The organism is Bacteroides caecigallinarum (genome assembly GCF_021530995.1).
Taxonomy (GTDB): Bacteria; Bacteroidota; Bacteroidia; order Bacteroidales; family Bacteroidaceae; genus Phocaeicola; species Phocaeicola faecigallinarum.
On sequence record NZ_JADYTF010000092.1, the window covers coordinates 1 to 14,491 of the forward strand.

The window sequence follows — 14,491 nt, forward strand, 5'->3', positions numbered from 1 at the left end:
TAGTAATACAAGCATTGGTCTATACTTCAAATTTACTAAATTTGTATCAGGCTATAAAACACACATCAAATGGACAACACTATACCTAAATTCGATCTGCCGGAAGACTGGCTGGCAGGCACAGACATAAGCAAAGAGCTGCTGGGATTATATAAAAACTATCCGGTCCGGCTAAAATGCGAAATAATGGCGTTATGTATGGAAGGAGAAATAGAGGCATCGGTCAATCTTAACCATATTACCGTAAATAAGAATGACATTATCACACTGATGCCAGGCTCCATATTCCAGATTAACGACCTGAACGGGGATTTGAAAATCTATTTCGTAGGATTCTCATCAAAATATGTAGAGCACAACGACAAGGCTAAAATTCTGCTTGACGCGATATATTCCACACTGGGAAAGCCCAAAATATCACTATCGGACAAAGGAGCTATGATGACAGAAAAGTATTTCAAACTCCTGATAGATATATATGAAATGTTCGATGATAAATTAAAACGGGAGATAGCAGACAACATTTTCAGTGATGCCCATAAAGGCATTTCAATGATTTACAAGAGAAAAACAGACAATGAGAATGTTACGTCATCCAAAAGCGAACAGCTATGCAAAGCTTTCACACAGCTGGTTATGCAACACTATAACGACAACAGAAACGTGGCATGGTATGCCGAAAAACTGGGAATTACTCATGCTCATCTGTGTTCCATCATAAAACAGTCTACCGGAAAAACATGTGCGGACATAATATCGTCGATGGTGATAATGGATGCCAAATCCCAACTTAAATCCACACATCAAAGCATACAGGTGATATCGGATTCACTGAATTTCGCCAACATGTCGTTCTTCGGAAAATACTTCAAACGACATGTGGGAATGAGCCCTCTGGAGTACAGGAATAAGGGCTAAAATTTGCAGCGAAATCTCTATAAAAAAACGCGGGCAAATTTAAACTAAAACGCGGGCACGTTTAAACTTAAATTTGCCCATGTTTTTTAAAAACGCCCCAGAGCCTATTTCAAGGCCTGGAACTGCTCAATAAGAGAGGTGATATTGGCCGTGAAAAGTCTGGCCGAAATGGCAAGCAGAATGATCCCGAAAAACTTGCGGATGACGTATATACCGCCTTTACCAAGGAAACGTTCTATCACATCGGTCAGCTTCAAGACTATGAATACCCACACCATGTTAAGCGTAAGTGCCAATACTATATTGATTGGGGCATATTCAGCACGCAGCGACAGCAATGTGGTAAAGGCTCCGGCTCCCGCCAACAAAGGGAATACAAGAGGAACCAGTGTGGCTTCCTTAATAGGACCTGTGTTCTTGAATATCTCAACATCAAGAATCATCTCGAGCGACATCATGAAAATAACGAATGCACCGGCTACGGCAAACGAGGCTATATCTACCTGGAAAAGACGGAGCATCATATCGCCGGCATAAAAGAAACCCAGCAACAGGGCAAAGGCTATCAAAGTGGCCTTCATGGAATTTACCGGCCTGCCCTTCTGCTTCAAATCCAGAATTATAGGTATGGAACCTATTATATCTATCACCGCAAACAACACTATGAATGCACTGAGAAACTGCTGAAAATCAAAAGCTCCGAAAAAGGAAGCCGCAGCAGGCTGAATAAATAAAGTTTTCATATTTATCGATGTATTTGTACACCGCAAAGTTAACAAAAAAATACTAAAAACAATATATACAAAAGCGATGATACAAAATAATTGGTTAACTTTGTATGTTAAAATAAAGATTTACACTCAATTAAATTTAACGGAACATGAAAGGTTCAATGTATGATACACTCCTGGAACTTCCATTATTCCAGGGACTGACAAAGGAAAATATTACAAGCATCATAGAGAAGGTGAAAATGGGTTTCCATACATTTGAGCACAAGCAGAACATTGCATTGCAGGGAGACAAATGTAACAGCCTGATTTTCATCCTCGACGGCAACGTGGCAATTACTTCGACCGACGAAAAATATAACTTCAGGATTGAAGAGCAAATATCAGGACCGTACATTATAGAGCCGTATTCGCTGTTCGGGATGCATACGAAATATCATGCTTCGTATTCGGCTATTGACGAGGTGGAAACACTTAATATAGACAAGAGCTATATACTGACCAATCTGTGCAAATACGAAATTTTCAACCTTAACTACCTGAACATTATAAGCAACAGGGCACAGAGTGCGAACATCAAACTGTGGAACTCGCACATTGGATGTACGAAAGAGAAACTTATGAACTTCCTGACACTGAGATGTCTGACAACCAGCGGAAAGAAAACTCTGACCATAACAATGGAGGATCTGGCTTCGCTTATTGACGATACAAGAATAAACGTATCGAGAGCTCTGAATGAGTTTCAGGAAATGGGAATATTGACTCTGGGAAGAAAAAAGATAACAATAGAAGATATGGCAGCTCTCATTAAGGAGGTGAGAAAATAAAGAAATATGACAAATCCATTTTTACAACCATATAACACACCGCACGACACTACACCATTTGACAGAATCTCTATAACCGACTATGAGCCGGCTATAAGAGAAGGGATGAGAGTGGAAGACGAAGAGATTAAGGCTATTACCGAAAATACGGAAGAACCGGATTTCGAAAACACTATACTGGCACTGGAACATTCGGGAAAGCTTCTGGACAGGGTTACTACAGTGTTCTTCAATCTGATGAGCGCCGAAACCAATGATGAGCTGGATGCTATTGCGGAAAAGCTGATGCCGGAACTGACCGAACACAGTAACAATATCAGCCTGAACCCGGTGTTGTTCGATAAGGTGAAAAAGGTGTACGACAAGAAAGAAAGCCTAAACCTTACACCGGAAGAAAGCAGACTGCTGGAAAAAACATACGACGGATTTATCAGAAACGGTGCCAACCTGAGTGATGATGATAAGGAGACTTTCAGAAAGCTTTCAGCTGAACTGAGCTCACTGACACTGAAATTCTCGCAAAACCATCTGAAGGAGACCAACAGATTCGAACTGCACATCACAGACAGAAATGACCTGGAAGGATTGCCTGAAAGTGCAGTTGAAGCTGCAGAACATACCGCAAAGAGCAAAGACAAGGAAGGATGGATATTCACTCTGCAGGCTCCAAGCTATGTGCCGTTCATGAAATACAGCGACCGCAGAGAGCTGAGAAAACAGATGTATATGGCATACAACACTCAGTGTACACACGATGATGAATGGAACAACATTGACATTGTGAAGCAGCTGGTGAACAAGCGTATGGAAATAGCGCAACTGCTGGGATTTGAGACTTACGCCGACTATGTATTGAAGAAAAGGATGGCAGAGAAGAGCGAGAATGTTTACAGACTTCTGAATGATCTGCTTGAAGCATACTCGCCTACAGCGCACAAGGAAATTGAAGAGATAGAACAGCTGGCAAAGGAAACCGAAGGAGATGGTTTCACTCTTATGCCATGGGATTTCTCTTTCTATGCAGAAAAACTGAAAAACCGCAAATACAGCCTCGACGAAGAGGCGCTAAGACCTTACTTCGAACTGGAAAAGGTGAAGGAAGGTGTGTTCGGACTTGCCACAAGACTATACGGAATAACATTCCATGAGAACAAGGATATACCGGTGTATCATCCCGACGTAAAGGCTTTCGAAGTGTTTGATGCCGACGGAAGCTTTCTGGCTGTGCTCTACACAGACTTCCATCCGAGGGAAGGCAAACGCTCGGGAGCATGGATGACCAGCTATAAGGAGCAGTGGATAGAGGACGACGGTACGAACAGCCGCCCGCATGTATCGGTTACGATGAACTTCACAAAACCTACAGCCGACAAGCCTGCCCTACTCACATTCTCGGAGGTGAACACATTCCTGCATGAGTTCGGTCATGCACTGCACGGCATGTTTGCCAACACACGATTCCAGTGTATGAGCGGAACCAACGTCTACTGGGACTTCGTGGAGCTTCCATCGCAGATTATGGAGAACTTTGCAGTGGAAAAGGAATTCCTGAACACATTTGCCAGACATTATATAACCGGTGAGGCTATCCCTGAAAGCCTCATCAAGAGTATAGTCGACTCGCAGAACTTCAATGTGGCATACGCGTGTCTGCGCCAGCTTAGCTTCGGTTTCCTGGACATGGCATGGTACACCAGGAAAGAAGCTTTCGACGGCAACGTGAAGGAATATGAAAAGAAGGCATGGGAAAAGACTCAGCTTCTGCCACAGGTGGACGAAGCGTGTATGAGTGTACAGTTCGGACACATCATGTCGGGCGGATATTCTGCAGGATACTATAGCTACAAATGGGCAGAGGTACTCGATGCGGATGCTTTCTCAGTATTCAAGGAAAATGGTATTTTCAACCGCGAAGTGGCACAGTCGTTCAGAGACAATATTCTGTCGAAAGGCGGAACTGAACATCCTATGACACTATACAAACGCTTCCGCGGACAGGAACCGGGTATTGAGGCATTGCTGAGGAGAAATGGAATAAAATAAAACTTTTATAACAATGAAAAAGATAATAAAGTATATACTGACACTTATGGTACTGCCATTGATCCTGTGCGGATGCAATCAGGAGGATGACGTGTTCGAAATATTCGCGAGCGGTACATGGAGAGTGAACAATTATTATACAGACTGCAACTGGAACAATCTGGCCTACAAACCAGGAAAGCCTGTATTTACAACCATTGACGACCTGAAAACAATTAACTCGTTCACCGTAGTGTTCGAAGAGGACGGTACGATGAGAGGAGAAATAGACGGAGGAACTTTCACTGCCAGATGGAGCGCAAATGCCAAAGACAAAAGTTTCAATATTACGAATATTGAAGCCACAATAGCTCTTAAAGGGAAAAATGCTGAGTTCATCACAAGACTAAAGAACGTAAGATTCTATCAGGGTGACAGCATGACGATGCAACTGGCACCTCAGGACAAGACTTCTTATATACAATTCAATCACAGATAAACATATATGGAACAGGAAAACAAACAGGAAATATTAGACAAAAGATATATGCGCATGGCGCGCATATGGGCAGAAAACTCATACTGCAAACGCCGTCAGGTGGGTGCACTCATAGTAAAGGACAAAATGATAATCTCGGACGGATATAACGGTACACCGTCAGGATTCAGTAACGTATGCGAAGATGAAGAAGGACTGACTATTCCTTACGTTCTGCATGCTGAAGCCAACGCTATCACAAAAATAGCACGCTCAAACAACAGCAGTGAGGGAGCTACAATGTATGTCACAACATCGCCGTGTATAGAATGTGCAAAACTCATAATACAGGCTGGAATAAAAAGGCTGGTTTATGGTGAGAAGTACAGACTTGAAGACGGACTGAACCTGCTGAAGAAAGCCGGAATTGAGGTTATATATCTGGAAAACAAGGAATAATATTTATGATATAAGGTATAACATAAAATCTACATATATGGACAATAAGTATAAACGTTTCATGCCGATATTACTGGCTGTAGGAATAGTGATCGGTATAGCTATAGGGGTGTTTTACTCCAACATTTACTCCAGCAACAGACTTGGAGTGATAAAGGGATCGTCAAACAAGATTAACGCTCTGCTGAGAATAGTCAACGACTCGTATGTGGATACAATGAATATGGAAGACATGGTAGAAAAAACCATGCCGCTGATTCTTTCGGAACTGGACCCACACTCTTCATACATTCCGGCAAAGAACCTGGAAGAGGTGAATTCGGAACTGAAGGGTCACTTCAGCGGTATAGGCATACAGTTCACTATAAAGGACGATACGATACACGTGAACAGCGTGATACCGGGAGGACCTTCGGAAAAAGTGGGACTTATGGCGGGTGACCGAATAATTGAGGTGGACGACTCTGCTTTCGTGGGGAAAAAAGTAACCAACAGCGAGGCCATGAAGAGACTTAAGGGCGAAAAAGGCAGCGAGGTGAAACTTGGTATTTTCCGTCCGGGAGAGCCTGAAACTCTGCATTTCACTATTATAAGAGGTGACATTCCGGTAAAAAGTGTTGATGCCGCATACATGATTGACGGAAAGTGGGGATTCGTCAAAGTGAACAAATTCGGCGAGACCACTTATCCTGAACTGCTTTTCGCACTGGCAAAACTGAACCAGGAGAATATGCAGGGGCTGATAGTTGACTTGAGAGGCAACACGGGAGGATATATGGCCGCTGCCATACAGATGGTAAATGAGTTCCTTCCGGCAAACAAACTGATAGTTTACACCGAAGGAAGGAAATTCCCGAGAGAAAACTATACATCGAACGGAACAGGAAGCAGCCAGTCGCTGCCTATAGTGGTTCTGGTGGATGAAGGTTCGGCATCAGCAAGCGAGATTTTTGCCGGTGCAATACAGGACAACGACAGGGGTACCATCATAGGAAGACGCTCGTTCGGAAAGGGACTTGTGCAACAGCCTATTGAGTTTAATGACGGTTCTGCCATCAGACTGACCATAGCCAGATATCACACTCCTTCGGGAAGATGCATACAGAAGCCTTACGAAAAGGGTAAAGGTGCGGAATACGAAATGGATCTGCTGACAAGATATGAGCACGGAGAATTCTTCTCGGCCGACAGCATCAAGCAGAACGAGAATGAAGTTTATTACACAGGACTGGGAAGAAAGGTTTACGGCGGTGGCGGTATAATGCCTGACATTTTTGTACCACACGACACTCTGGGTATGACATCTTACTTCAGAATGGCTGCAAACAGGGGCCTGATAATAAGATATACTTTCGACTATACAGACCAGAACAGAAACAAACTGATGGAATACAAGACAGAGGAAGAGATGAGCAATTACCTGAAGACACAGAACCTGCTCGTAAAATTCGCGAAATGGGCTGAAAAGAAGGGACTGAAAAGAAGAAACAACATGCTCATCACATCAAAAGAACTGTTCGAAACAAGTATTTACGGAAATATCATCTACAACATGCTGGGCATGGAAGAGTATATAAAATATCTGAACAGGACGGACAATACTGTGCTGAAGGCAGTGGAAGTTCTTGAGAAAGGAGAATCAGTGCCTGAAGCGCCCGCGCCCGATATGGCAGACAAAGAACAGACTGAAAAAGGGGCTGCATGATGGAAGTGAAAAGTGAAATAAGAAAGCGCATTGCCGAGAGAAAAAAGGATTTTTCGGAAAGTGAACTTAAGACATTGTCTTCCGGCATAATGGAAAGGCTGGAAGATAATGTAATACTGAAATGCGCAAAAACGGTGCTGATGTACTACTCGCTGCCGGACGAAGTGAATACACACGACTTAGTAGAGAAACTGAGCAAAGAGAAGACTGTCCTGCTGCCTGTGGTAAAGGGTGACGAACTGGAGCTGAGGGTATATACAGGCAAGGAATGCATGCAGAAAGGAAGCTTTAACATTGACGAGCCTCAGGGAGAAGCTTACAACGACCTGATATCAATAGATGTGGCCATAATACCGGGAGTCTCATTCGACAGACACGGAAACAGGCTTGGAAGAGGCAAAGGCTATTATGACCGTTTCCTGAAAAGACTGAACACTTTCAAAATCGGTGTCTGTTTCGGATTCCAGCTGAGTGACGAAATTCCACACAGCGAACTTGATGTAGCAATGGACGAGGTGTGGACAGAAGACGGATATGTCAGCAAAAAATAATATTTGTAATAACCTGGGCTCCTACACGGGAGTTCAGGTTTCTTATTAATATCTCGCGCCCCATCTGAAGTTCCTGACGGATGACCGACGAAGAGAGGTGGACATAAAGTGTCTGGTTCTTTATATATATATTGGTGGTGTGTCTGAATATTACGGGACCTACCACATCCTTCCATGAGTCTATAAGGCGGTACTGGTTGAGAGGTGTCTCCAGACCTTCCTGACGCAAAAGCTGCATTATCACATCGCCGAGTTTTTCTGTGTTATTACGCTTCATCTGTAGTCTCCTTTCTTTCTGTAATGTTGCCGTTCTCTACTTCAAACAGCTTATAGTCTCCGTCAATCTTCTTAAGTATCTTGTCCAGATGGTCGCGGTTGGTATCCGTCACAAATATCTGTCCGAAGCTGTCGCCAGCCACAAGTTTCACTATCTGCTCTACCCTATGGGCATCGAGCTTGTCGAATATATCGTCGAGCAACACTATGGGTGTGGTGCGGCTTCCGGTACGCTTAAGGAACTCAAACTGGGCAAGTTTCAGGGCTATGAGATATGTCTTGTTCTGTCCCTGTGAGCCTTCGCGCTTGATAGGGAAATCGCCTAACTTCATAATAAGGTCGTCCTTGTGGATTCCCTTGAGGGAATAACCCATGATGAGGTCGCGCTGACGGCTCTCACGGATTATGGTCAGGAGGTCTCCCTGCGAAGCATGCGACTCGTATTCCAGACTTACCGTCTCCATATCTTCGGATATGAACGAGTAATATGACTGGAAGACCTTGATAAATTCATCAATAAACTGACGGCGTTTTCTGTACACCACTTCGCCGGTGGCTGCCATCATTTCTTCCCATACGTTCATAAGCTCAGGTTCGGGCTCGACTTCCGATTTCAGGAGAGTGTTACGCTGCAGCATAGCCTTGTTGTAGCGTATGAGGGCATCGAGGTATTCGCGGTCGAACTGAGAGATTACCACATCGATAAAGCGGCGGCGTTCCTCACTTCCACCGGATATTAATACCGAATCGGATGGCGAGACCATGACGAGAGGTATCAGACCGATATGGTCCGACAGACGTGTGTACTCCTTTTTATTACGCTTGAACTGTTTTTTCTGCTTCCGCTTCAGTCCGCAATATACCTCTTCAGGCGCTCCACTGTCAGTCTGATAGAAGCCCTGGACCACAAAGAAATCGCGGTCGTGAAGAATGTTCTGGGTGTCGATGGGATTTGTAGCACTCTTGCAGAATGAAAGATAGTATACGGCATCCATAAGGTTGGTCTTACCCATACCGTTACGGCCTATTATACAATTCATTTTGGGAGAAAAAGAGAGTTCTGCCTGCTCTATGTTCTTGTAATTAAGTATGGAGATGCGTTTAAGCCACATAATTAAGTCATGTTTTAGCCACAAAATTAGCAATAAAAGCATGATTGATAAAAAAAGATGCCGACAAATTTCATTTATATACATAAATAAATTACTTTTGCTGTCCGAAATATACATTGATAATAATAATAAAAAATAATACAAACAATGAGTCAACAAAAAAACACAAATGATTTGCTGAACATGGATGAGACTATCAGCAATTCTGAGGAATTCCTTACCAAAAACAAGAATTTGATATTAGGTGCAGTAATTGCATTGGTAGTTATCGTGGGTGGATACATGGCATATACAAACTTTGTATCTGAGCCAAAAGAACTGAAAGCTTCGGAAGCAATATTCAAAGGTGAACAATATTTCGGTGCAGACAATTTTGAAGCTGCCCTGAACGGTGACAGCCTGGGATATGCAGGTTTTGTGAAACTGGCTGACGAATTCAGCGGAACTAAGGCAGGAAATCTGGCTAACGCTTATGCCGGAATATGCTACGCACAGCTTGGCAAATATGAAGATGCAGAAAAATATCTGAGCAAATTCGATGCTGATGACCAGCTTGTTGCACCTGCAGTACTTGGAACTATGGGTAACTGCTACGCACAGATGGGACAGCTTGACAAGGCTGCCGCAACACTGATTAAAGCTGCAAAACGTGCAAACAGTCTTTCATTGAGCCCAATCTACCTGATACAGGCAGGACAGATTCTTGAAAAGCAAGGTAAAAATGCTGAAGCTGTAGAAGCTTACAAGAGTGTAAAGAATGATTATGCCAATTCTTATCAGGCAATGGATATAGACAAATATATAGAACGCGCTTCTATTAAATAATAAACATATTACTTACAGGCACGGATTTCCGGCGCAGAATCAGAGAACTATGCGCATAAAGGAGTTCCGTGCTTGTTTTTTTATTTAACCCCTACAAAAACTTATAAAATCATGGCAACAGCTTATCACAATCTGTCTGATTATGACTTCAATTCAGTACCGGACGCATCGGAAATGAGATTCGGAATTGTAGTGTCTGAATGGAACAGCAATATTACGGGAGCGTTACTGGAAGGTGCTGTAAAGACTTTGAAAAAACATGGCGCAAAGGACGAGAATATACACGTACAGACTGTACCGGGAAGTTTCGAGCTTACTTACGGATCGGCACAAATGATTAAAAGCAACAAATTTGACGCAATAATTGCAATAGGATGTGTAGTAAGAGGTGATACTCCGCATTTTGACTATGTATGCGCCGGAACAACACAGGGAATAGCTCATCTGAACGCAACTACCGATACGCCAGTGATTTACGGTCTTATTACAACCAATACAATGGAACAGGCAGAGGACAGAGCCGGAGGAAAACTTGGAAATAAAGGTGATGAATGTGCAATTACTGCAATAAAAATGATAGATTTCTCTTGCAGATTAAAAAAATAGTTGTATCTTTGCATCGCAATTGGAAAAAACAACACCTGTTGTTAAGATTTCAATGGCTAAAGGGCAAATACCAGAGTGGCCAAATGGGGCAGACTGTAAATCTGCTGGCTTACGCCTTCGGTGGTTCGAATCCATCTTTGCCCACAAAAATAGAGATGCGGAAGTAGCTCAGTTGATAGAGCATTAGCCTTCCAAGCTGAGGGTCGCGGGTTTGAGCCCCGTCTTCCGCTCTCATTATTGAAACAATGTTTCACGAAAGGGCAAGTACCAGAGTGGCCAAATGGGGCAGACTGTAAATCTGCTGGCTTATGCCTTCGGTGGTTCGAATCCATCTTTGCCCACAAAAATAAAGATGCGGAAGTAGCTCAGTTGATAGAGCATTAGCCTTCCAAGCTGAGGGTCGCGGGTTTGAGCCCCGTCTTCCGCTCTACCGAGAGTCCTGATTTCAGGACTCTCTTTTTTTTGTGAAAGATGTGAAGGTAAAATATCACATGAAAATCAAACATTATTGAATAAAAAAAGACCACCCCAAAGTATGCTTGAAGTGGTCTCTATCTATTATTATAATATTATATGATTATTCTGCGCTTTCTGCGAATTCAGTAACACCGTTTGACACCAGCAGGTTATACCACTGAATAAGCTTCTTAATATCGCTGAGATGAACTCTGTCTCTGTCGTAATTAGGAAGAACAGCTGCCATGAACTCGCCCAATTCTTCTGCTGAAGCTTTCTTGTAGTCCAAAGATGCTTCCTTACCCTCTTCCTTTGTTTTTACAGCCTCAAGAACCACTGACAATGGAACTTCATCAGCATCTGTATACATAGCGATATCACCTAATGAAATAACCTTATCAGATGCGTAAATAGGCATACGCTTTCTGTCTGCTACAGACTCAACAATAAGCATATTCTTTCCCTGCGAAATCAGCTTATATAATCCCGGTTTACCGGATATAGCCAAAATTGTTTTCAACATTTTTCTATAATATTTTAGTTATTAATTTATTGAGCAAAAATACAATTCACATTCGAATTACACAAGATATTGAACATCTTTTATAAGATGCAAGTCAGAAATTAGTTTATCTATCTGACTGTCAATGGAAGCAGTACCATCGTTTTCGATAATAAAATCGGATTTGGACAATTTCTCACGGTCGTCCATCTGCGAATTTATCCTTCCTATAACCTTATCTCTTGTAGTTTTGTCGCGCTCCATTACTCTGGCGATTCTGGTTTCCAAGGGTGCATGAACCATCACTACCCTGTCAACTATATCGTCGAAACCGGACTCAAACAATATGGCACTTTCAATGGCAGCTATATGATGGCCGGCGGAAAAACATTCGTCTGCCCATCTGAGAAAAGCTTTCTTCACGCACGGATGAACGATGGAATTTACTCTTGAAGCATTATCGCCTGATGCAAATATATATGATGCCAGAAGAGGCTTGTTGATTTCGCCATTGATATATACATCATCGCCCAACAAGGCTTTCAACGATGTGATTATGTCATTGTCCATAAGCATCAGTTTCTTTGCCTCAGAGTCTGAGTCAAAAACAGGTATCCCGCGTTCACGCAATGCCTTCGAAAAAAAAGATTTTCCGCTCCCGATACCTCCTGTAATACCTAACCTGATTCTCATATTGCCTATCTTGGGATTTTTATGGTTTCTTCGATAAGATAGTCTACACTTGAAGGGGTGACCCTGATATTTGATACAGCAGGATTTGTTGTAGTTGCTACAAGACTTACATGATCCTTGCCTGAATTACTGACATCGGAATACTTCACTCCTATCAGAAAATCGGACGCATCGACAGACGAATAATCAGAGAGACCTACCTTAAAAGTGACCTTTACCTTGGACGGAAAAGTACGGAGTGTCTTGTTTGGAGGAAAATCCAAACCTACCACAGGTACGTCTACAGTCTTCTCGGAATACATGTCTATGGATATTAAAACATCACAAAACTGTGGATCATATTTCACACCATCAATCTTTTTAAAAGAAGTGCGTAGTGAGGTATTTTCTGAGATATTTCCGCAATCAAGAGGCATGGTATATGCTGTCTGAATATTTCTGAGAACCTCGGCAGGAGCATAAATTATGACAGAATCGGGACTGAGCTTTAAATCAGACACATAATACTGCATGGCAGGAACAATGTTCCCGCTTACTGAAACCGGTACTTTCTTGAAATCACCGCGAGAATAAACGAAACCTACCGAATCGGGTGATACAGACAATAGCTTGGTAGTAGAATTCAACTGCGACGAAACACGTTTGCGCAAATCGGCTGAGGGCAAAAGAACCCTAGAGGATGATGTATTGTCATAATCGGCAAAATCAATTGAAACAGGCAGAAATGACCTGCCTAACATATAATTCAACAATACGGTACCTCTATCTTCGACCTTCACTCTTACCTCATCCTGCAATTCGGATGTTATTATAACATCCTTTGGCACGGACTTTAATCTTAACGGGATACTGAATTCTGTCTGAAAAACTCCGTCGAGTGTCTGTAGCATCCAAAAACCAAATGATATAGCAACGAAAAAAGAAAAAATCAGAAACTCCCTGAACTTTTCAGTAAGCAGGAAGTTTCTGATTGATTCTAAAGTGTCGTTAAAAATATCTTTGATGTTCTTTTTACCGAACAACATATCTATATAATTTATTATTTATTTACCTGCGCCTGAGCATCAGCATAGATTGAATTTCTATCGACTTTTATTTTTACACTTGGAGCGATTTCAACTACAACAGCATTGTCCTCCAGTTCTTTTACTTTTCCATAGATTCCACCGGCAGTAATAACAGACTGGCCTACTTCAAGATTCTTGCGGAAATTTGCAATTTCTTTCTGCTTCTTGTTCTGAGGACGAATCATGAAAAAATACATAATGGCAAAGATTGCCACCATCATTATCAGAAAAGAATAATCTGCTCCACCTTGAGCCTGGAGCATCACTGTCAATAAATTCATAGTTTCTTCGTTTTTGATTAATATTAAGTTTCGCAGACAAATATATCATTATTTTGTCAGCTTATTTTCCTTTTTTAATTTGTTAACTATTGCATCCAATGTTCCGTTGATAAAACCACCGCTCTTAGGAGTACTGTAAAGCTTGGCAATCTCAACATATTCATTCAATGAGACATTAACAGGAATATTAGGGAAACTTAGAATTTCGGCAAGTGCAATCTGCATAATCACTACATCCATCAATGCTACACGGTTCAAATCCCAATTCTTGGATGTTTCGCCTATAAGGTGACGATAATACTCGGCATTCATTATGGCACGACGGAACAAACGGCGGGCAAAATCCTGATCCTCCTCATCCTTGAACTCAGGTAGGAGCTCCTGCTTAGCACCGTTTTTAGGATCAAAACGCTTGATTGTCTTCAGAACAAATGTATCTACTATTTCCTTATCGTCGTTCCAATACAGACTCTGGTCTTCGAGAACTTCGTCAAGTTCAGTATTGTTGAAAATTATGTTCTTGTATATTTTTCTCCAGAACTCACGGTCGTCATCATAAGTTACGCTCTCGGCTGCCATATATTCAGCATATATCTCGCTCTGCTGAATTTTTTCATAAAGAGACTTTACGAAATCCTCTTCATTGTCCCATGTTTTCTTCTGTGCCACAACAAATGCATTAAGATCGTTGTTAGCCTCAAGCTGGGCAATGAACTTGTTTTCCACAAACCTCATGTTAGGTGATAACTCTTCTTTTGTAGGTGCCAGTTTATTCTTCGCAGCATCAATTTTCTTATTTGCATACCGCGTTACAGCAACCATAAGAAGTAAAAGATAATTGTACAAATCGTACGCTTTGGATAGACTGAAGAACAACTCTTTCTCTGCAGTATCCAAGTTTTTACCGCCATTCTGATAATAAGCGTAAATAATCTGAACTATTTTCAGACGAATAAGAACTCTGTTTATCATATTAATA

General features: G+C 42.0%; 17 protein-coding genes and 4 tRNA genes. 13 read left to right on the forward strand and 8 right to left on the reverse strand.

What is annotated here, in order from left to right; genetic code table 11:
- The first annotated feature begins 69 nt into the window (after positions 1-69).
- Positions 70-918, forward strand: a complete 849-nt coding sequence (locus I6E24_RS11975) for a helix-turn-helix domain-containing protein (protein WP_235328778.1) — start codon at positions 70-72, stop codon at positions 916-918.
- A gap of 104 nt (positions 919-1,022) precedes the next feature.
- Here the strand turns inward: I6E24_RS11975 and I6E24_RS11980 are convergent, their stop codons facing one another.
- Complete coding sequence (locus I6E24_RS11980; RefSeq protein WP_235328779.1) at positions 1,023-1,661, reverse strand: MarC family protein; 639 nt, start codon at positions 1,659-1,661, stop codon at positions 1,023-1,025.
- 137 nt (positions 1,662-1,798) lie between these two features.
- Between I6E24_RS11980 and I6E24_RS11985 the strand changes: the two genes are divergently transcribed.
- From I6E24_RS11985 to I6E24_RS12010, 6 genes are read left to right on the forward strand one after another with little or no spacing between them, the layout of a single operon-like run.
- Positions 1,799-2,479 carry a Crp/Fnr family transcriptional regulator gene (locus I6E24_RS11985; protein WP_235328780.1) on the forward strand — a complete coding sequence of 227 codons (681 nt, stop codon included), beginning with the start codon at positions 1,799-1,801 and terminating at the stop codon, positions 2,477-2,479.
- A 6-nt stretch (positions 2,480-2,485) separates the two neighbouring features.
- Entirely contained in the window at positions 2,486-4,522 is a 2,037-nt protein-coding gene (locus tag I6E24_RS11990; protein WP_235328782.1) for a M3 family metallopeptidase, read from the forward strand.
- A 13-nt stretch (positions 4,523-4,535) separates the two neighbouring features.
- Entirely contained in the window at positions 4,536-5,000 is a 465-nt protein-coding gene (locus tag I6E24_RS11995; protein WP_235328783.1) for a DUF4847 family protein, read from the forward strand.
- 6 nt (positions 5,001-5,006) lie between these two features.
- The gene (locus tag I6E24_RS12000; RefSeq protein ID WP_235328784.1) at positions 5,007-5,438 is read left to right on the forward strand and encodes a deoxycytidylate deaminase; all 432 of its coding nucleotides are present in this window, start codon (positions 5,007-5,009) and stop codon (positions 5,436-5,438) included.
- Positions 5,439-5,475: 37 nt separating this feature from the next.
- Positions 5,476-7,143 carry a S41 family peptidase gene (locus tag I6E24_RS12005; protein WP_235328785.1) on the forward strand — a complete coding sequence of 556 codons (1,668 nt, stop codon included), beginning with the start codon at positions 5,476-5,478 and terminating at the stop codon, positions 7,141-7,143.
- On the forward strand, positions 7,143-7,694 hold the full coding sequence (locus tag I6E24_RS12010) for a 5-formyltetrahydrofolate cyclo-ligase (RefSeq protein ID WP_235328795.1): 552 nt from the start codon (positions 7,143-7,145) through the stop codon (positions 7,692-7,694). The genes I6E24_RS12005 and I6E24_RS12010 overlap by 1 nt, the downstream gene beginning before the upstream one ends.
- On the opposite strand, the gene I6E24_RS12015 is transcribed toward I6E24_RS12010, so the two are convergent.
- Positions 7,681-7,971 carry a DUF721 domain-containing protein gene (locus tag I6E24_RS12015; RefSeq protein WP_235328786.1) on the reverse strand — a complete coding sequence of 97 codons (291 nt, stop codon included), beginning with the start codon at positions 7,969-7,971 and terminating at the stop codon, positions 7,681-7,683. The genes I6E24_RS12010 and I6E24_RS12015 overlap by 14 nt on opposite strands.
- The gene (gene recF / locus I6E24_RS12020) at positions 7,961-9,082 is read right to left on the reverse strand and encodes a DNA replication/repair protein RecF (protein WP_235328787.1); all 1,122 of its coding nucleotides are present in this window, start codon (positions 9,080-9,082) and stop codon (positions 7,961-7,963) included. Before recF ends, I6E24_RS12015 begins: the two co-directional genes overlap by 11 nt.
- Positions 9,083-9,229: 147 nt before the next feature.
- Between recF and I6E24_RS12025 the strand changes: the two genes are divergently transcribed.
- The 6 genes from I6E24_RS12025 (at position 9,230) to I6E24_RS12050 (ending at position 10,940) form a co-directional block, all read left to right on the forward strand.
- Positions 9,230-9,907, forward strand: coding sequence for a tetratricopeptide repeat protein (locus tag I6E24_RS12025; RefSeq protein WP_235328788.1), 678 nt, complete (start codon positions 9,230-9,232; stop codon positions 9,905-9,907).
- Between the two features lie 111 nt (positions 9,908-10,018).
- A complete protein-coding gene (ribH, locus tag I6E24_RS12030; RefSeq protein ID WP_235328789.1) occupies positions 10,019-10,513 on the forward strand; it encodes a 6,7-dimethyl-8-ribityllumazine synthase in 495 nt (164 codons plus the stop codon).
- A 61-nt stretch (positions 10,514-10,574) separates the two neighbouring features.
- Positions 10,575-10,657: transfer RNA gene (locus I6E24_RS12035), tRNA-Tyr, on the forward strand.
- 13 nt (positions 10,658-10,670) lie between these two features.
- Positions 10,671-10,743: transfer RNA gene (locus tag I6E24_RS12040), tRNA-Gly, on the forward strand.
- 28 nt (positions 10,744-10,771) lie between these two features.
- Positions 10,772-10,854, forward strand: a tRNA-Tyr gene (locus tag I6E24_RS12045).
- Between the two features lie 13 nt (positions 10,855-10,867).
- Positions 10,868-10,940 (forward strand) — tRNA-Gly (locus I6E24_RS12050).
- A 150-nt stretch (positions 10,941-11,090) separates the two neighbouring features.
- Here the strand turns inward: I6E24_RS12050 and I6E24_RS12055 are convergent.
- From I6E24_RS12055 to nusB, 5 genes are read right to left on the reverse strand one after another with little or no spacing between them, the layout of a single operon-like run.
- Positions 11,091-11,492, reverse strand: a complete 402-nt coding sequence (locus I6E24_RS12055) for a DUF5606 family protein (RefSeq protein ID WP_235328791.1) — start codon at positions 11,490-11,492, stop codon at positions 11,091-11,093.
- Positions 11,493-11,549: 57 nt separating this feature from the next.
- A complete protein-coding gene (gene coaE, locus I6E24_RS12060; RefSeq protein WP_235328792.1) occupies positions 11,550-12,164 on the reverse strand; it encodes a dephospho-CoA kinase in 615 nt (204 codons plus the stop codon).
- 5 nt (positions 12,165-12,169) lie between these two features.
- Complete coding sequence (locus I6E24_RS12065; protein WP_235328793.1) at positions 12,170-13,189, reverse strand: CdaR family protein; 1,020 nt, start codon at positions 13,187-13,189, stop codon at positions 12,170-12,172.
- Between the two features lie 14 nt (positions 13,190-13,203).
- Positions 13,204-13,512 carry a preprotein translocase subunit YajC gene (gene yajC / locus I6E24_RS12070; RefSeq protein ID WP_235328794.1) on the reverse strand — a complete coding sequence of 103 codons (309 nt, stop codon included), beginning with the start codon at positions 13,510-13,512 and terminating at the stop codon, positions 13,204-13,206.
- Positions 13,513-13,560: 48 nt separating this feature from the next.
- Positions 13,561-14,484: a transcription antitermination factor NusB gene (nusB, locus tag I6E24_RS12075; RefSeq protein WP_235328796.1), complete on the reverse strand. Its 924-nt coding sequence runs from the start codon at positions 14,482-14,484 to the stop codon at positions 13,561-13,563.
- Positions 14,485-14,491 lie beyond the last annotated feature (7 nt).